This is a genomic window from Pseudomonas alvandae (genome assembly GCF_019141525.1).
Taxonomy (GTDB): domain Bacteria; phylum Pseudomonadota; class Gammaproteobacteria; order Pseudomonadales; family Pseudomonadaceae; genus Aquipseudomonas; species Aquipseudomonas alvandae.
This window is the reverse complement of sequence record NZ_CP077080.1, coordinates 2,152,645-2,170,269: the sequence shown is the minus strand read 5'-3', so window position 1 is coordinate 2,170,269 and position 17,625 is coordinate 2,152,645. Positions and strand designations below refer to the sequence as shown.

Annotated in this window: 13 protein-coding genes; 7 read left to right on the top strand and 6 right to left on the bottom strand. The window is 62.1% G+C overall.

The genetic code is table 11. The annotated features are described in order from the left end of the window. Positions 1-124: 124 nt before the first annotated feature. Positions 125-2,509 carry a sensor domain-containing diguanylate cyclase gene (locus KSS97_RS09750; RefSeq protein WP_217861536.1) on the bottom strand — a complete coding sequence of 795 codons (2,385 nt, stop codon included), beginning with the start codon at positions 2,507-2,509 and terminating at the stop codon, positions 125-127. A gap of 141 nt (positions 2,510-2,650) precedes the next feature. Continuing rightward, positions 2,651-4,921, bottom strand: a complete 2,271-nt coding sequence (gene rlmKL, locus KSS97_RS09745) for a bifunctional 23S rRNA (guanine(2069)-N(7))-methyltransferase RlmK/23S rRNA (guanine(2445)-N(2))-methyltransferase RlmL (protein ID WP_217861535.1) — start codon at positions 4,919-4,921, stop codon at positions 2,651-2,653. A gap of 531 nt (positions 4,922-5,452) precedes the next feature. Here rlmKL and rmf point away from each other — a divergent pair. Beyond that, on the top strand, positions 5,453-5,668 hold the full coding sequence (rmf, locus tag KSS97_RS09740) for a ribosome modulation factor (RefSeq protein WP_003223300.1): 216 nt from the start codon (positions 5,453-5,455) through the stop codon (positions 5,666-5,668). Between the two features lie 306 nt (positions 5,669-5,974). On the opposite strand, the gene KSS97_RS09735 is transcribed toward rmf, so the two are convergent. After that, positions 5,975-6,994 carry a quinone-dependent dihydroorotate dehydrogenase gene (locus KSS97_RS09735; RefSeq protein WP_198797594.1) on the bottom strand — a complete coding sequence of 340 codons (1,020 nt, stop codon included), beginning with the start codon at positions 6,992-6,994 and terminating at the stop codon, positions 5,975-5,977. Positions 6,995-7,228: 234 nt separating this feature from the next. Between KSS97_RS09735 and KSS97_RS09730 the strand changes: the two genes are divergently transcribed. The 4 genes from KSS97_RS09730 to KSS97_RS09715 all read left to right on the top strand — a co-directional run bounded on the left by KSS97_RS09730 (position 7,229) and on the right by KSS97_RS09715 (position 12,543). After that, the gene (locus tag KSS97_RS09730) at positions 7,229-8,440 is read left to right on the top strand and encodes a CmpA/NrtA family ABC transporter substrate-binding protein (RefSeq protein ID WP_198797595.1); all 1,212 of its coding nucleotides are present in this window, start codon (positions 7,229-7,231) and stop codon (positions 8,438-8,440) included. A 14-nt stretch (positions 8,441-8,454) separates the two neighbouring features. After that, positions 8,455-9,030: an ANTAR domain-containing response regulator gene (locus tag KSS97_RS09725; RefSeq protein ID WP_025212689.1), complete on the top strand. Its 576-nt coding sequence runs from the start codon at positions 8,455-8,457 to the stop codon at positions 9,028-9,030. Between the two features lie 621 nt (positions 9,031-9,651). Then, on the top strand, positions 9,652-10,863 hold the full coding sequence (locus KSS97_RS09720; RefSeq protein ID WP_217861534.1) for a nitrate/nitrite transporter: 1,212 nt from the start codon (positions 9,652-9,654) through the stop codon (positions 10,861-10,863). Positions 10,864-10,872: 9 nt separating this feature from the next. After that, the gene (locus tag KSS97_RS09715; protein WP_217861533.1) at positions 10,873-12,543 is read left to right on the top strand and encodes a bifunctional protein-serine/threonine kinase/phosphatase; all 1,671 of its coding nucleotides are present in this window, start codon (positions 10,873-10,875) and stop codon (positions 12,541-12,543) included. Between the two features lie 51 nt (positions 12,544-12,594). Here the strand turns inward: KSS97_RS09715 and KSS97_RS09710 are convergent, their stop codons facing one another. After that, a complete protein-coding gene (locus tag KSS97_RS09710) occupies positions 12,595-13,329 on the bottom strand; it encodes a thioesterase II family protein (protein ID WP_217861532.1) in 735 nt (244 codons plus the stop codon). 131 nt (positions 13,330-13,460) lie between these two features. Between KSS97_RS09710 and tam the strand changes: the two genes are divergently transcribed. Beyond that, positions 13,461-14,231 (top strand): trans-aconitate 2-methyltransferase, encoded by a 771-nt coding sequence (gene tam, locus KSS97_RS09705; RefSeq protein ID WP_030140865.1) that lies wholly within the window; start codon positions 13,461-13,463, stop codon positions 14,229-14,231. 134 nt (positions 14,232-14,365) lie between these two features. On the opposite strand, the gene KSS97_RS09700 is transcribed toward tam, so the two are convergent. After that, positions 14,366-14,818 carry a carbohydrate binding domain-containing protein gene (locus KSS97_RS09700; RefSeq protein WP_217861531.1) on the bottom strand — a complete coding sequence of 151 codons (453 nt, stop codon included), beginning with the start codon at positions 14,816-14,818 and terminating at the stop codon, positions 14,366-14,368. A gap of 201 nt (positions 14,819-15,019) precedes the next feature. Here KSS97_RS09700 and KSS97_RS09695 point away from each other — a divergent pair, with 201 nt between their 5' ends. Further along, on the top strand, positions 15,020-16,153 hold the full coding sequence (locus KSS97_RS09695) for a cupin-like domain-containing protein (RefSeq protein WP_217861530.1): 1,134 nt from the start codon (positions 15,020-15,022) through the stop codon (positions 16,151-16,153). A gap of 180 nt (positions 16,154-16,333) precedes the next feature. On the opposite strand, the gene KSS97_RS09690 is transcribed toward KSS97_RS09695, so the two are convergent. Continuing rightward, positions 16,334-17,506, bottom strand: coding sequence for an MFS transporter (locus KSS97_RS09690; protein ID WP_217861529.1), 1,173 nt, complete (start codon positions 17,504-17,506; stop codon positions 16,334-16,336). Between the last annotated feature and the right edge of the window lie 119 nt (positions 17,507-17,625).

The window sequence follows — 17,625 nt, the reverse complement described above, 5'->3', positions numbered from 1 at the left end:
GACGACAGAGATCAAGTGTGGGAGCGAGCTTGCTCGCGATTCGGTAGGTCAGCACACATCGATGCTGAATGAGATACCGCTTTCGCGAGCAAGCTCGCTCCCACAGTGGTTAGCGTAAAAGGCACTATTCCAACGGCGCCTCGACCCGATCGCGCCCGGCCTGCTTGGCCGCATAGACCCCCGAGTCAGCTCGTAGCAGCAGCGCATCGGCGCCTTCGCCGGGACGGAGGCTGGCGACGCCAAAACTCGCAGTGATGACCCCCACCTCCTCGATCGGCGCCCCGCGCAGGCCGTCCCACAATCCCACGGCCAGCGCGTAGGCGCTTTCGCCGTCGGTGTCAGGGCACAGCACCACGAACTCTTCCCCGCCGAGCCGGCAGAACACATCGGTGCGTCGCAGTCGCTGGGTGATGCGCTCGCAGACCGCTTGCAAGACTCGGTCGCCCGTCGCGTGCCCATATTGATCGTTGATGCGTTTGAAATGATCAATGTCGAGCATGATGACCGCCATTTCCCCGGAGCCGCGCTCGACCCGGGCCAACTCCGAGGTCAGCCGCTCCTGAAAATAACGCCGGTTGCGAATGCCGGTCAGGGCGTCGGTCACCGACAACGCCCGCAGCTCTTCTTCCACGCGCTTAAGGTCGGAAATGTCCGAGATATAACCGTGCCACAACACCCCGCCACCCGGCAGTTGCTCAGGCGTCGCCTCGCCGCGGACCCAGCGCAGGCCGCGCAGTGGCAGTTGCACCCGATACTCTTCGCGCCAGGGGCTCAGCGTGTCGGCCGAGGTGCGGATCGATGCCCGAACCCGCGCGCTGTCCAATGGATGAATGCGGGAAAAAATCGCTTCGGCGTGCCGCACCAGGACGTCCGGCTCCAGTTCGTAGATATCCCGGATGCCATCGCTGGCGTAGATCACGCTGAAGCTGCCGTTGAAATCCATCTTGAACTGATAGATACCGCCGGGCACATGGGCGCTGAGTTTCTTCAACAACAGATCCCTGGCGGCCAATGCTTCGTGGACGCGCTTGCGCTCGGTGACGTCGATGCAGATCGCCAGGTGCCCGACCCAAAGCCCCTGGTCGTCCAGCACCGGAGTCGCCAGCATGTTCACCGTCAGATAGCTGCCGTCGCGGCGTACGAGCGTCCACTCCCGCGCCTGCTGGCCACCCTGCTCGCCGCCTTCCAGCAACATGGCGTGGCAGGTGGGGATCGGTTTGCCAAAGCGAGCGGCGAGCTGGGCTGCCCGCTCCTGCAGCTCGCGCGGGACATGGAGGCTTTCCAGGGTCATGCTCTGCAAGACATCGCAGCTCCGATAACCGAGCATCTGCTCGGCACCGGCATTGAAAGTGGTGATGACACCGCGCAAATCAGTGGCAATGATCGCAACCTGTGTCGCGGCGTCGAGCACGCCCCTCAACTGGCCATGGGTCCCGCGCAATTCCGTTTCCCGGGCCCGCAGTTCCTGGGTCCGTTGCTCCACCAGCGCCAGGGCCCGTTGCCGCTGGCTGACCAGCGTGTAGAACAAGACACTGAGCATCAGGCTGAGTAACCCGCCCAGCACCGTCAGGCTCATCACGCTGGAATGATTGCTCGACAGGAACAAGTGGCTGGGTCGCAGCTCAACCCGGAAGTCACGATCGGCCAGGCGCAACAGCCGGGTCGCCGATAACTCGCTTTTGCCCGGGCGGTCAGGGCTCTCGTACAGCACTTCTTGATGATCGTCGCTGGACAGGTCCAGCACCCGCATCGACAAGTTGTCATGACCGGAATCCGGCAGGCCATCAGACATCAGTTGGCGCATGCTGACCGCAGCCACGACGAAACCCAACAGTTCACTTCCGGAATGCCGCACCACTGGCGCGGCCAGCATGATTCCCCTGGAAAAGATCGGATCGACGCCGACCAGGTCCAGGGGCTTGGACACTGTCATGGCGTTACGTTCGCGGGCCCGTTCCAGCGTGGCGCGGCGGGTGGGTTGGTAAAGCAGATCCAGGCCCAGCGGTGCGCCATAGGAGGGCTGGCCCTGGACGTACAGCACCGGTACGTATTCGTCCCGCTCGGGGGCCTCGCGCAGCAGGCCCGCCTCGTCCGGCTCACGAATGGTAAACGTACCGGAGACTTCGGCGCGCGCCTGGTGCTCGAATGCCTGCCGCTCGTCCCGAAGCACCCGGGGCGCCCAGGCGAAGGCCCGGGTATGGCGCAGCATGGCTTCGGTGTAGCCATGGAATTCGGTGTTGGAAACCCCATCGGAGTTGGCGAAGAAACGCCTCAGGCTGTCGAGGCGTTGGACCTGGTCCTGAAAGCGCTCTTCGATGCGGCTGTAGCGCTCGTCGACTTGCAGCGCGAAACGTTGGCGCAGTTGCTGATTGAACAGATTCAGCGTGCCCCAGGCCAACAAGCCGGTCAGCAAAGCCCCCGCCGCCAGGACCAAAGAAGCCACCAGCCACGCTGAAACATCTTCGCTGATAAAACCCAGGATCCTGGGACGCACCGGATGTAATGCCATACCCATAACTCAGAAAAGGACCAGGCATTTTGAACCGCCCCGATCACAGCTAAGTTATAGCTATTTGCCACTATTTTAGCCAGCCCCAAAAACACCCGGAAGCCTTGAATTTCAAGGCTTGGGTGGATCCAATCAACGAGATCAGCGTGCCGTGATTTTCCATGCGCGGTGAATCTTGCTGTTTCGGGCGAAATCCGGATCGATGGTCTTCGCGGTGATTTCCTCCACCGCGTAACGCTCGGCCAAGTTCTCTTCGAGTTGGAACTTGCGGAAGTTGTTGGAGAAATACAACACGCCGCCCGGCGCCAGGCGCGCCATGGCCAGGTCCAACAACTGGACGTGATCGCGCTGCACGTCGAACACGCCTTCCATGCGCTTGGAGTTGGAGAAGGTCGGCGGATCGATGAAGATCAGCTCGTATTCGTCACGGCTGGCTTCCAGCCACGCCATCACGTCACCCTGCTCCAGGCGGTTCTTGTCGGAAAAGCCATTGAGCGACAGGTTGCGCCGCGCCCAATCCAGGTAGGTTTTCGACAAATCGACGCTGGTAGTGCTGCGGGCACCGCCCTTGGCAGCGTGGACGCTGGCGGTCGCGGTGTAGCAGAACAGGTTGAGGAAGCGCTTGCCGGCCGCTTCTTTCTGGATTCGCAGACGCATGGGCCGGTGATCGAGAAACAGCCCGGTGTCGAGGTAATCCGTGAGGTTGACGAGCAGCTTCACGCCGCCTTCGTTGACTTCGGTGAACTTGCCTTGGGCACTCTGGCGCTCGTACTGCTTGGTGCCGCTCTGGCGCTCGCGGCGCTTGATGATGACGCGGCTCTTGTCGACGTTCAAGGCCTGGGGGATCGCCGCCAGCGCATCGAACAAGCGGGCCGAGGCCTTTTCCGGATCGATGGACTTCGGCGCGACGTACTCCTGCACGTGAACCCAATCGTGGTACAGGTCGATGGCCATCGAGTATTCCGGCATGTCGGCATCGTAGACGCGATAGCAGTCCACGCCTTCACGCTTGGCCCACTTGCTCAGCAGCTTGAGGTTTTTCTGCAGGCGATTGGCGAACATCTGCCCGCCTTCGCTCAGGCGCGCCTGCTCGACCACGGGGGCCGGTGCCGGCGCTGGCTTGATCGGGTTGCCGTTCTTGTTGTACTGACGCTCCTGCGGGACATCCGGGGTCTGGTCGTAGGCGGATTGCTCACGCTCGGCCTGGCGTTGCTCCGGGGTCCGACGCTCGCCCGTGACGAACTGATCCGGCAACACCTTGATCAACAGCAGCTTGCAGGGCAAGGCGCCGTTCCAGAACGAATACTGCTTGTGGCTGCGAATGCCCATGCGCTTGCCCAGGTCCGGCGCGCCGGTGAACACCGCGGCCTCCCAGTTCAGGCAGGCCTGGCGCAGGCGTTCGCCGAGGTTCTGGTAGAGATAAAGCAGGCTGGCTTCATCGCCCAGGCGTTCGCCATACGGAGGGTTGCAGATCACCAGGCCTTTCTGGTTCTGGTCCGGGCGCGGCTCGAAGGTGGCGACTTCGCCCTGGTAGATCTTGATCCACTCGCTCAGGCCCGCGCGCTCGACGTTGTTGCGACCCGGCTGGATCAGCCGTGGATCGGCCTCGTAGCCGCGGATCCACAACGGCGGCTTGGCCAGCCCGGCAGCGGCGCGTTCAGAGGCTTCTTCATGAAGCTTCTTCCACAACGCCGGCACATGGCCGAGCCAGGCGGTAAAGCCCCATTGCTGGCGACGCAGGTTCGGCGCCATGTCGGCGGCGATCATGCCGGCTTCCACCAGGAACGTGCCGACGCCGCACATCGGGTCGGCCAGCGCCCCGCCTTCGGCGGCAATACGCGGCCAACCGGCGCGGATCAGGATCGCGGCGGCGAGGTTTTCCTTCAGCGGCGCGGCGCCTTGCTGCAGGCGATAACCGCGCTGGTGCAGGCTGTGGCCGGAAAGGTCCAGGGAGAGGATCGCTTCGCCGCGGTCCAGGCGCAGGTGGATGCGCAGGTCCGGGTTGAGCTTGTCGATGGACGGGCGCTCGCCCGACGGCGTACGCAGTTTGTCGACAATGGCGTCCTTGACCTTCAAGGCGCCGAAATGGGTGTTGTCGATGCCCGAGCCGTGGCCGCTGAACTCCACCGCCAGGGTGCCGTCGGCGAGCATGTGGTCTTGCCAGTCGACATCCAGCACACCGTGGTAAAGGTCTTCGGCATCCTTCATCGGGAAGCGCTTGAGCACCAGCAACACGCGGTTGGCCAGGCGGGACCAGAGGCAGAGCCGATAGGCCGTCTCCATGTCAGCGCTGCCGCGAACGGCCGAGGTATGCTCTCGCGCCTCTTCAAGGCCAAGCCCGACGGCTTCCTCAAGAAGCAGGCCTTCGAGGCCCTTGGGGCAAGTGAGGAAGAGTTCAAAACGGTCGGACATGGGATTTCCAGAGCCTTTGGCTAAGTGGGCCGGGCAACGCATTGCCGGGCCGGGTTCAATCAGGTGCTTTTCTCAAGAGCACCCGCGTGGCACGAAAGTGTGCCGCTCCGTCCTCGCCGCTCAGGTTCAAAGAGCTTAGATGCGAGGACAGATAAAAAATTCTGTGCAACAAATTGTGAAAAGTTGTCCCTTTCGTCGATTAGTACCCGAGTGCAACAGGGGGACATTCTCATTCGATTCCGGCGACCGCCTTTCAGCGCAGGGCTGATCATACAGGGGTCTTGCTCGAAAGCGGGCGTCGAACATCATGTTACTTATCGCACTAACATCTTTATTGTTACGTGCTTATGACAAAACGATCATTCCATCCGTGTGACGCTTTGGTTAGAACTCACCACAGGTTGACGTCGCAACGGCGTCAACACCTTGGCTCGTCACGCCGGCAACGAGCCACCAACGGCAGAATGATTCTGCCCCGGCCTCGATAGAGGTCGACGCTAAGCAACAGTCAACAAGTGAGGGCAACACCCTATGAGAAGACTTAAGCGTGATCCGTTGGAAAGAGCTTTTTTACGCGGTTACCAATATGGCGTTGGTGGTAAATCCCGTGAGCTTTGCCCCTTTACTCTACCGTCGGTACGTCAAGCCTGGATCAATGGCTGGCGGGAAGGACGCGGCGACAACTGGGACGGTATGACCGGCACTGCGGGTATCCACAGACTCAACGAACTTCACGCCGTCGGCTGACACAGGGCCTATTACTCAAGAACTCGACAATCTGACATCCAAACCGATTTAACCACGCACGTCCCATCCGGACGGCGGGCTGCGGCCCAGGGGGCTCCTTCGAGGAGCCCTTTTTAATGCCCGGGTTTCTTGGACTTGAGCTGCAAACACTGCTGTGGCGAGGGGATTTATCCCCGCTGGGCTGCGCAGCAACCCCAAAAAGATCACACAATAAACCTGACACACCGAGAGCAGCTTACAGGGGCCGCTTCACGCCCAGCGGGGATAAATCCCCTCGCCACAAATGGACCTCACCAACCTTAGGAATCACCCCAACGCCGCAATCGCATCCACCGACTCGCGAATCAACGCTGGCCCCTTGTAGATGAACCCCGAATAAACCTGCACCAGGCTCGCCCCGGCGGTGATCTTCTCGGCGGCGTGCCGACCTTCGGTAATCCCGCCCGCCGCGATGATCGGCAAGCGTCCCGCCAGCTCACCCGCGAGGACTTTCACGGTATGGGTACTCTTGTCGCGCACCGGCGCGCCAGACAAGCCGCCCGCCTCGTCGCCATGCTCCAACCCTTCGACACCTTCGCGGCCCAGCGTGGTGTTGGTGGCGATCACCGCGTCCATGCCAGTCTCGATCAGCGCCTGGGCTACCTGGACGGTTTCCTCGTCGCTCATGTCCGGGGCAATCTTGATGGCCAGCGGCACATGTCGGCCATGGGTGACCGCCAGCTCCGCACGGCGCCGGGCCAGGTCGGCCAGCAGTTGCTTGAGCGAATCACCGAACTGCAGGCTGCGCAGCCCCGGGGTGTTCGGGGAACTGACGTTGACGGTGATATAGCTGGCGTGGGCGTAGACCTTGTCCAGGCAGATGAGGTAATCGTCGACGGCGCGCTCCACCGGAGTGTCGAAGTTCTTGCCGATGTTGATGCCCAGCACGCCCTTGTACTTGGCCGCCGCGACACGGGCCAGCAGGTGATCGACGCCCAGGTTGTTGAAGCCCATGCGATTGATGATCGCCTCGGCCTGGGGCAGACGGAACAGTCGTGGCTTGGGGTTGCCCGGCTGCGGTCGCGGCGTCACGGTGCCAATTTCAACGAAGCCGAAACCCAATTGCGCAAAACCGTCGATGGCCGCGCCATTCTTGTCCAGGCCCGCCGCCAGCCCGACCGGGTTGGGAAACTCCAGCCCCATGACCGTCACCGGAAGTTTCGCCGGGGCCTTGCACAGCAGACCGTTAAGGCCCAAGCGCCCGCCCGCGCCGATCAAGTCCAGGGACAGGTCATGGGAGGTTTCCGGGGAGAATTTGAACAGCAGTTCACGGGCCAGGGTGTACATGGGCGGCTTTGACTCGGGCGACGAAATGAGGCGGCGATTATAGCCGCGCAACGGTGTCGCAAGCGAGGCGCTCGCACAAAACCACAGCGCTGGCATATGCCTTGCACCTTTTTGGTCATCAGCGCCCCATGCCAACGACGGAATGAGTGCCGCACTGTTTCAAAGGACAACGGCGTCGGCGTCCGGCCTCTCCTGGCCAGGACACGGCGCCTTTTCATGTGGAAGGTGATATCGATGAATGAAGTTCCAGCCACGCCCCTGGCCTGGGTCAATGGCAGCGATGCCCCGGAAAAGAGCGCGATCAACCTCGGCTTCATGGCCTTGAGCGACTGCGCCCCGGTGGTGGTGGCCGCCACCCAAGGCTTCGCCCAACCCTACGGCCTGACCCTGAATCTCAAGCGCCAGGCATCCTGGGCCAACCTGCGGGACAAGCTGGTCAGCGGTGAAATCGATGCCGCCCACAGCCTCTATGGCTTGATCTACGCAGTGCATCTGGGCATTGGCGGCGTCGCACCGACGGACATGGCCGTGCTGATGGGGTTGAACCAGAACGGCCAGAGCATCAACCTCTCCCACGGCCTCCAGGCCCAAGGCGTGACCAGTCCTGAAGCACTGGAACGGCACGTGCACCAAACTCGCCCGAAACTGACCTTCGCCCAGACCTTCCCCACCGGCACCCATGCCATGTGGCTCTATTACTGGCTCGCGGCCCAGGGCATCCATCCGCTATCGGATGTCGACAGCGTCGTGGTACCACCGCCGCAAATGGTCGCTCACCTGCAAGCCGGGCGCATCGACGGTTTTTGCGTGGGCGAGCCCTGGTGCGCCAGTGCGGTAAAGCAAAACCTCGGTTTTACCCTGGCGACCACCCAGACCATCTGGCCCGACCACCCGGAAAAGGTCCTCGGCTGCACCCGCGCGTTCGTCGAGCAATACCCCAATACCGCCCGGGCGCTGGTAATGGCGATCCTGGAAGCAAGCCGCTTCATCGAGCAAAGCACTGAAAACCGTCGCAGCACCGCACAACTGTTGAGCGCACCCGAATACCTCGACGCGCCGCTGGACTGCATCGAGCCGCGCTTGCTGGGCATCTATGCCGACGGCTTGGGCAACAGTTGGCAGGACCCCCATGCCATGCGCTTCCACGGAGGCGGCGAGGTGAACCTGCCATACTTGTCCGATGGCATGTGGTTCATGACCCAGTTCCGTCGCTGGGGCCTGCTGCGTGAAGACCCGGACTACCTGGCCGTCGCGCGCCAGGTCCAGCAGCTCAAGTTGTACCGTGAAGCCGCCGCGGCGCTGGGCGTAATCTCCCCAGGCCAGGACATGCGCAGCAGCCAACTGATCGACGGCACCACCTGGGACGGCACTGATCCGGCCGGGTACGCCCGCAGCTTCAAACTGCACGCCTTGAGCGATGCGGCTCCCCTTCTCGCCAGCCGCTGACAGGAGCCACGACCATGCTGCGTATCCTGCTGATCAACGACACCGCGAAAAAAGTCGGTCGCCTGAAAGCCGCCCTGATTGAAGCCGGTTTCGAAGTGATCGACGAATCCGGCCTGACCATCGACCTGCCGGCGCGCGTCGAAACAGTGCGTCCGGACGTGATCCTGATCGATACCGAGTCACCCGGACGCGATGTGATGGAGCAAGTGGTGCTGGTCAGTCGTGACCAGCCGCGACCGATCGTCATGTTTACCGACGAGCACGACCCGGATGTAATGCGCCAGGCGATCAAGTCGGGCGTCAGCGCCTACATCGTCGAAGGCATCCATGCCGCGCGCCTGCAACCGATCCTCGACGTCGCCATGGCCCGCTTCGAAAGCGACCAGGCCCTGCGCGCCCAACTCCTGGCCCGGGACCAGCAACTGGCCGAACGCAAGCGCATCGAACTGGCCAAGGGCATGCTCATGAAGATGAAGGAGTGCAACGAGGAACAGGCCTACACCCTGATGCGCCGCCAGGCCATGAGCCGCCAGCAGAAGCTGATCCAGGTGGCGGAGCAGATCATTGCCATGAATGAGCTGCTGGGCTGAAAGCCTTGTAGCGCAGGGCCTGCCGCCATCGCGAGCAGGCTCGCTCCACAGGGAGCCCCGGGGTGGACTTCATATTTGTCGCACCACAAATCAACTGTGGGAGCGAGCTTGCTCGCGATTGCGATCTAATGTTCAACATCGATATCGACTGACCCACCGTCATCGCGAGCAAGCTCGCTCCCACAGGAAGTCCCGGGGTGGACTTCATATTTGTCGCACCACAAATCAACTGTGGGAGCGAGCTTGCTCGCGATGGCGATCTAACGTTCAACATCGATATCGACTGACCCACCGTCTTCGCGAGCAAGCTCGCTCCCACAGGAAGTCCGGAGTGGACTTCATATTTATGAACGCCACAAATCCACTGTGGGAGCGAGCCCGCTCGCGAAGGGCTCGCCCCGAATTATCAGGTTGGCACAGATCTCGCTTAACCCACCCCACAGGTAACCAACGGCGGTTGCCCCACCTACGACAAAGACGTCGCATACCCCATTGCCCTCCAGCAATCCGGGTTGCGGCGTTTTTTTGTTTTGGTCCTGCGGGACCGGTGGTGCGACCACAGGCGGCGCACTGCTCAAAGCACTGACTCATTTCTCGAGACTTTTACAGCTGAGGTGCGCGATGAATTCAAGCTTCTGGAAATCCGGCCATACCCCGACACTGTTCGCGGCCTTCCTCTATTTCGACCTGAGCTTCATGGTCTGGTACCTGCTCGGCCCGATGGCGGTGCAAATCTCCGCCGATTTGCATTTGAGCACCCAACAACGTGGCTTGATGGTGGCGACGCCCATTCTGGCCGGCGCGGTGTTGCGCCTGTTCATGGGGTTGCTGGCCGACCGTCTGTCACCCAAGACCGCCGGCATGATCGGCCAGGTCATCGTGATCGGTGCCTTGTTCTGTGCCTGGAAACTCGGCATCCACAGCTATGAACAAGCGCTGCTGCTGGGGCTGTTCCTGGGCATGGCCGGGGCCTCGTTCGCCGTGGCACTGCCATTGGCGTCCCAGTGGTACCCGCCGCAACATCAGGGCAAGGCCATGGGCATCGCCGGGGCCGGTAACTCGGGCACCGTGTTCGCCGCCCTGGCCGCGCCGATCCTCGCGGTGTCGTTCGGCTGGACCAACGTGTTCGGCTTCGCGCTGATCCCGCTGGTCCTGACCCTGATCGCCTTCAGCTTGATGGCCAAGAACGCCCCCGAGCGCCCCAAGGCCAAATCCATGGCCGATTACCTCAAGGCCCTGGGCGATCGCGACAGCTGGTGGTTCATGTTTTTCTACAGTGTGACCTTCGGCGGCTTCATCGGCCTGGCCAGCGCCCTGCCCGGCTACTTCAACGACCAATACGGCCTGAGCCCGGTCACCGCCGGCTACTACACCGCCGCCTGCGTCTTCGGTGGCAGCCTGATGCGCCCACTGGGCGGCGCCTTGGCAGACCGTTTCGGCGGCATCCGCACCCTGCTGGGCATGTACACCGTGGCGGCTATCTGCATCGCTGCCGTGGGTTTCAACCTGCCGAGTTCCTACGCGGCGCTGGCACTGTTCGTGTGCACCATGCTCGGCCTGGGTGCAGGCAACGGTGCGGTATTCCAACTGGTGCCACAACGTTTCCGTCGCGAAATCGGCGTGATGACTGGTTTGATCGGCATGGCCGGCGGCATCGGCGGCTTCGCCCTGGCGGCGGGCATGGGTGCGATCAAGCAGAGCACCGGCAGCTATCAACTGGCGTTGTGGTTGTTCGCCAGCCTCAGTGTCCTGGCCTGGTTCGGCCTGCATGGCGTCAAGCGTCGCTGGAGAACCACTTGGGGTTCGGCCGCCGTCACCGCCGCCCGGGTATAACAGCCCACCATGAGCCTGCAATTGAGCTTCGCCGAGGCCAGCGCCATCGGCCCCCGGGAAGAAAACCAGGACGCCCTGCGCCTGGTCACCCCCGCCCCGGCCCTGGCCGCCAGCAAGGGTTACCTGTTCGCCATCGCCGACGGCGTGAGCCAATGCGCCGATGGCGGATTGGCCGCCCGCTCGACCTTGCAAGCGCTGGCCTTGGATTACTACTCCACGCCGCAAACCTGGGGCGTGGCCCAGGCGCTGGACCGGCTGTTACTGGCACAGAACCGCTGGTTGCAAGCCAACGGTGGCGGGCAACCGCTGCTCACCACCGTCAGCGCGCTGGTGCTGCGGGGCCGGCGCTTCACCCTGGCCCATGTCGGTGATTGCCGGGTCTACCGTTGGCAAGCCGATCATCTGCAACGGATCAGCGAAGATCACGTCTGGGAACAACAGGGCATGCAACATGTGCTCAAGCGCGCGCTGGGGCTGGATCAACACCTGATCCTGGATTTCCTCGACGGGGAACTGCGCGAGGACGAGACCTTCGTGCTGCTCAGTGACGGCGTGTGGGCAGTACTCGGCGACACCGCCATCGCCGGCATTCTGCGTGACCAGCCAGACCTCGAACTCGCGGCCCAGACATTGGTGAACGCCGCCCACCTGGCCGGCAGCCAGGACAACGCCAGTGCGTTGCTGGTGCGCGTCGATGCCTTGGGCGAAGCCAGCATCGGCGATGCGTTGATCCAGCTCCAGCAGTGGCCGTTGCCGCCGACGCTGAAGCCCGGCCAGGCCTTCGAGGGTTGGCAGATCGAAAGTTTGCTCGGCCAGAGCCAGCAATCGTTGCTTTACCGGGTCCACGACGGCCAGGGCCAACCCTGGCTACTGAAAACCTTGCCTGCGCAACTGCGGGACGATTCCCGGGCCGGGCAGGCCTTGTTGTCGGAAGAATGGTTTCTCAAGCGAGTCGCCGGCAGGCAATTTCCCGAAGTGCATGGCGTGCCCCAGCGCCAACATCTGTACTACGTGATGCGCGAATATTCGGGCATGACCCTGGCCGAGCTGTTCGACCGGACCGGCACGCTGACCCTGGCGCAATGGCAGGACCTCGCACAACGGCTGGTGCGGGCGGTGGGCCTGTTGCATCGACGGCAGATCTACCACCGCGACATCAAGCCGGAAAACCTGCACCTGGGCGACGACGGTGAACTTCGCCTATTGGATTTTGGCCTGGCGTATTGCCCAGGTTTGTCCGAGGACCAGGCCAACGTTCTGCCTGGCACGCCCAGCTACATTGCCCCGGAAGCCTTCGGCGGTGCCGCGCCGACCGCTCGACAGGATTTGTACTCCGTCGGCGTGACCTTGTATTTCCTGCTGACCGGGCACTACCCCTACGGCGAAGTCGAAGCCTTCCAGCGCCCGCGCTTCGGCGTGCCGGTCAGCGCCAGCCGCTATCGACCGGACCTCGCCGAATGGCTCGGGCAAAGCCTCGAACGTGCCGTCGCCGCGGACCCGGACCAGCGCTTTGAAACCGCCGAGGAATGGTTGCTGTTGCTGGAACAGGGCGAGCGCCGCAGCTTGAGCGTAAGGCCCCGGCCCCTGCTGGAGAGAGAACCGCTGAAGGTGTGGCGAACGTTGGCGCTGGTGTCGCTGGTCGTGAATATCGTGCTGTTGTTCCTGGTATTCCACGGCTGAAATCGGCCGCTCCCCGCAAGGGATTGTCTTGCGGCAAGCCTGGAAATCAGCTCAAGCGCTGATCGCCAGGCCATGCCGGCGATGATGCACGCTCAACTGATCCTTGATCAGTCGCAGCACCCGGGCTTCGTGCTCATGGATGAAGAAATGCCCACCCGCGAGCATGTCCACGGAGAAACTGCCGCAGGTTTCCCGGCTCCAGCCAATCAGTTGTTCCGTGGTGGCCTTGTCGGCCGCGCCGCCGAGCACATGCACGGGGCAGTTCAGCGGTGATCGAAGCTTGGGTTGGTAGCGCCCGCAGAGCAGGAAATCCGCCCGCAGCACGGGCAAGGTCAGGGCCATCAATTCTTCGTTGGCCAACACTTCTTCGCTGGTGCCATTGAGGGTGCGCAACTGGTCGATCAGTTCCGCATCGGTTTTCGGCTCGGCGAAGCCGCGATCGTAATCGGCGCGCATCGTCGGCGCCGCCGTACCCGAGGCAAACAGCGCCACCGGTTCCGGGCAACCCAGTTCACGCAAGGCATGGGCGATTTCGCAGGCCAGCAACGCCCCCAGGCTGTGACCGAACAGAGCGTAAGGAGCCCGGAGCGTCGGGAACAGCTCTCGTGCCAGTTGCCTCGCCAACGGCCCCATGTCGGTGTGCAGCGGCTCGGCAAAACGCGCCCCGCGCCCTGGCAATTCCACCGGTTGCACCGTCAGCCACTGTGGCACCTTGCGCCGCCAGCGGCTGTAAACCATCGCACTGGCGCCTGAATACGGCAGGCAGAGCAGGGTCAGTTGGGTCACTGCGGTTTTCTCCGATCGTTTGTATAAAAAGAATAACGAGGCCGGGTCGTGGAAAATTAGTCACCGGCCCCACGTCCGGATGCGGCTTATAATGCCCGCCCCAAGGCTTTGGTCTGCCCAAGGAGAACACAATGAGCTGGTCCGCCCAACAATATGTTGCTTTCGAACAGGAACGCACCCGCCCTTCCCGCGATCTGCTGGCAGCGATCCCGCAAATACAGGCGCGCCAGGTGATCGACCTGGGCTGCGGCCCCGGCAACTCCACCGAATTGTTGGTGGACCATTTTCCCGGCGCAACGGTGCGTGGCCTGGACAGTTCCGCCGACATGGTCGAAGCCGCCCGCAAGCGCTTGCCCAACGTGTCATTCGACACGGCAGACATCGGCCGATGGAACGAAAACGGCCCCTTCGACGTGATCTTCGCCAACGCCGTGCTGCAATGGCTGCCGGACCACGCCACTCTGCTGCCATCGCTGGTGGACAAGCTCACGCCAGGTGGCAGCCTGGCGATCCAGATGCCCGACACCCTGCACCAGCCGTCCCATCGCTTGATGCGAGACATCGCTGCCAGCGGCCCCTGGGCCAGCCAACTGGCCGGCGCAGCTGATTCGCGAACCGAGGTGGAGGACGCCAGCACCTATTATTCGATCCTCAAACCTCATTGCAGACGCGTCGACGTGTGGCGCACCACCTACCACCATCCTCTGGCCGGTGGTGCCTCGGGAATCGTGGAATGGTTCAAGGGCAGCGGCCTGCGTCCGTTCCTCGAACCCTTGGATGAAGCACAACGCGAGGACTATCTGAAGCAGTACCACCAGGCCGTCGAACAGGCTTATCCGGCCCTGGACGATGGCTCGGTCCTGCTGCCGTTTCCAAGGTTGTTCATCGTCGCGACGCGCTAGGGCGATGGTCGGGAATGAGGACAAAACACCAGGCCGAACCGGTCGCAACAAAAGGAAAAAAAACTGAGAATGGTGCGAAACCATTCCCAGCTCTAATCTCAAACAAGTTAAAGAATTACAAACACGTAGAACTGCTAAAGCTCTCGAATATGAATATTATCAACATCAACAATTGGATCACCAAAATCAACAAGTGCTTGACGGATCCAGATTTCTCCAGCACCCGCGTCCTCACTCGTCATAGTAAACGTGAACTTATAGGTCTCCCAATGAGGTGTTACTTTAAAGTTTTCGTTCCCTTCTTCTGCAGCGCCATAGACAGTCATAGCCAGATACGCACGCCCATAAGTTTCAGAGGTTCCTCGAGCCAGAACGCTCATCTCATAACTTTTACCTAAGACGAAAGAAATTCCTGTATGAGCCAATCTGGGAAATTTACCAACCGCGACCAGTTCACAGTAATAGTTACCCTTTTGCCCCTCTTTGATGGATGCGTTTTGCACTAACACCCAACCGTTGGTGTTTCGACCTGAAAAATCAGTATAGTGATCGAGTTTATTTATTCCGGTTGATTTTGAAGTAGTCATGGTTGAACGTCCTCTGTGTATTGAAGTGTTATTCAATCCCGTTCCTGAATTACTGGCTACTGTCAAACTTTACAGGTACGGGGCCTTTCCCGACGGATGGCCAGAGAGTCATTTACTTAGGCGATGGTCGGGTGGCGAGGGCTAAATTTCTGATCCAGGCCCTCGTTACCTGCTAAGACAAAACCCGCAAGAGTGATCGCCGTGGACCTGCAAACCATCCTGGGCAAGCTGTTCGCCAATGCCGGCGCCGTTGGCATCGAAGGCGTTTTCCAATTCGTGTTCGGCCCGCACCAGGCGTTCTGGTCCGAGGTCAAGGCCAGCAGCCACACCCAGGCTGGCCGCCACGCCAGCCCCGACGTGACCATCGAAGTGGCGGAAAAGGACTTTCTCGGGATCATGGCCGGCCTGGCCAACGTCGAGGAACTGTTCGCCAGCGGTCGCCTGAAGATCGGCGGCAACATGGGCCTGGCGACGTTATTGCCGCAGATCATCGACCATGCGCGCCACGGCAATCGGCCGGTGGAAAAGGTCGACATGAACAAGCGCTACCCCACCCCATCGCGCTTCAGCGAAACCCTCACCGCCAGCCTGCCAATCCAACGCACCATCGAGCGTCAGCCGCGCAGCGAGTTATCGGTGCAAGACTTCCAGGCGCGCTATCTGCCCCATGGCATCCCGGTGATCATCAGCGATGCGCTGCAGGACTGGCCCTTGTTCAAGCTCAGCCGGGAACAAACCCTGGTGCATTTCGCCGAGCTGCAAGGCATCACCCGCCATGGCGATTATGTGAAGAAGACCTTTTCCACCGAGCGGGACTTTCGCTCCACCTCCATGGCGGACTTCATCGCCTCCCTCGACAGCCCGGCGCCCAAGCGCGCCGACGGCGAACCACCGGCCTACATGGGCAACAATATCTTGCCGGCGCAGTTGATGGAGCTGATCAAATATCCGCCCTATTTCGATCCGTCGCTGTTCATTCCGCCGCGCATCTGGATCGGCCCCAAGGGCACCCTCACGCCGCTGCACCGCGACGACACCGACAACCTGTTCGCCCAGGTCTGGGGCCAGAAAACCTTCACCCTCGCCGCGCCCCATCACCGCGAGGCCCTGGGCACCTGGTCGACCGCGCCCCAAGGCGGATTGGACGGCTGTGATTTCAACCCGGACGCGCCGGACTACGAGCGTTTCCCCAGCGCCCGGGACGTGACGTTCATGCGGGTGACGCTGGAGGCCGGGGACCTGCTGTTTTTGCCGGAGGGTTGGTTTCACCAGGTGGAGTCGGTGTCCACCTCGCTGTCGGTGAATTTCTGGGTGAATTCGGGGCGGGGTTGGTGACAACACTAGCGGAGCCGACCTTGTGGCGAGGGGATTTATCCCCGTTGGGCTGCGTAGCAGCCCCTCAAAAGGACAACGCGTTTAGCTTGATGTATATCAAGTAGAAGGGTTGGGACTGCTGCGCAGTCCAGCGGGGCGGTGCGACGTTTCGCTAAATCCCCTCGCCACAGCGCTTTGCGCTCATCTTTGCTGACGATAACTCTGCACCGCCGACCCAAGCACCACCGCCCCGGCCGCAATCGCCAGCCAGAACCCACTGCGTGCGCCAAACGTATCCACCAGCCACCCCGAACCGGCCGCGCCGATCGCCACGCCGATGCTCAGGCCGGTCACCAGCCAGGTCAGGCCTTCGGTCAGCCGGGCCGGCGGCACGATACGCTCCACCAGGGCCATGGCGACGATCAGCGTCGGCGCGAAGAACAACCCGGCGACGAACACGGCCAGGGACAAGCCGAGGATATTGCTCGCCAACAGCAACGGCAGCGTGGTGACTGCCGTCGCTACGCCGCCATACAGGAACAGCCGCGGCAATGGCAGTTTCGAGCGCAGCGCGCCGAACACCAGCCCGGCCAGGCACGAACCGATCGCATAGACCGACAGCACGATGCTCGCCGCCGCGGGCTGCCCCTGCTGCTGGGCGAACGCGACGCTGACCACGTCCACCACCCCGACGATGACCCCCATGGCGACCATCAACGACAGCAGCAAAAGCACATCGACTGAACCAATGATCGAACCCTGATGATGCGCCTGGTGCGGATGTACCGGCGGTTCGGTGCCACGCTGCAGGACAAACGCCGTGACGCCGATCGCCAGCAGCAACACCGAGGCCAGCGGCCCCGCCTCCGGGAACGCCACCACGCACAAACCCACCGACAACGGCGGCCCGACGATGAAGCAGACCTCGTCCAGCACCGACTCCAGCGCATAAGCGGTGCGCAATTGCGGCTGGCCGCGATACACCTCGGTCCAGCGCGCCCGCACCATCGCCGACATACTCGGCATGCAACCGGCCAGCGCGGCGAACAGGAACAGCGTCCAATGGGGCGCCTGCAATCGCGTGCACAACAACAGCATCAACAACGCCCCGCCGCCCAGCAACGCTGACACCGGCAACACCCGCCCCTGGCCGAAACGGTCCACCAGCCGCGACACCTGGGGCGCGCAGAACGCGGTCGCCAAGGCAAACGTTGCCGCCACCGCGCCGGCCAATCCATAGCCGCCCTTGAGTTGCGCAAGCATGGTGATCAGGCCGATGCCGGTCATTGATATGGGCATGCGCGCGACCATCCCCGCCAGCACGAAGCCGCGGCTGCCGGGGGCTGTGAACAATTCACGATAGGGGTTTGCCATGGGACGCGGCCTCAACAAGGGCCTGCAACTTGCCATAAACGACCGGGCCGGGGAAAGCGCAAAACTGTGGGTGAAATGTGAAGACTGTTTCCCGCAAATGAACTCTCGGCACGTGGCGC

Coding starts and splice junctions, on each gene's coding strand:
- KSS97_RS09750 (WP_217861536.1), bottom strand. CDS start 2,509: ATGGCATTACATCCGGTGCGTCCCAGGATCCTGGGTTTTATCAGCGAA.
- rlmKL (WP_217861535.1), bottom strand. CDS start 4,921: ATGTCCGACCGTTTTGAACTCTTCCTCACTTGCCCCAAGGGCCTCGAA.
- rmf (WP_003223300.1), top strand. CDS start 5,453: ATGAGAAGACTTAAGCGTGATCCGTTGGAAAGAGCTTTTTTACGCGGT.
- KSS97_RS09735 (WP_198797594.1), bottom strand. CDS start 6,994: ATGTACACCCTGGCCCGTGAACTGCTGTTCAAATTCTCCCCGGAAACC.
- KSS97_RS09730 (WP_198797595.1), top strand. CDS start 7,229: ATGAATGAAGTTCCAGCCACGCCCCTGGCCTGGGTCAATGGCAGCGAT.
- KSS97_RS09725 (WP_025212689.1), top strand. CDS start 8,455: ATGCTGCGTATCCTGCTGATCAACGACACCGCGAAAAAAGTCGGTCGC.
- KSS97_RS09720 (WP_217861534.1), top strand. CDS start 9,652: ATGAATTCAAGCTTCTGGAAATCCGGCCATACCCCGACACTGTTCGCG.
- KSS97_RS09715 (WP_217861533.1), top strand. CDS start 10,873: ATGAGCCTGCAATTGAGCTTCGCCGAGGCCAGCGCCATCGGCCCCCGG.
- tam (WP_030140865.1), top strand. CDS start 13,461: ATGAGCTGGTCCGCCCAACAATATGTTGCTTTCGAACAGGAACGCACC.
- KSS97_RS09700 (WP_217861531.1), bottom strand. CDS start 14,818: ATGACTACTTCAAAATCAACCGGAATAAATAAACTCGATCACTATACT.
- KSS97_RS09690 (WP_217861529.1), bottom strand. CDS start 17,506: ATGGCAAACCCCTATCGTGAATTGTTCACAGCCCCCGGCAGCCGCGGC.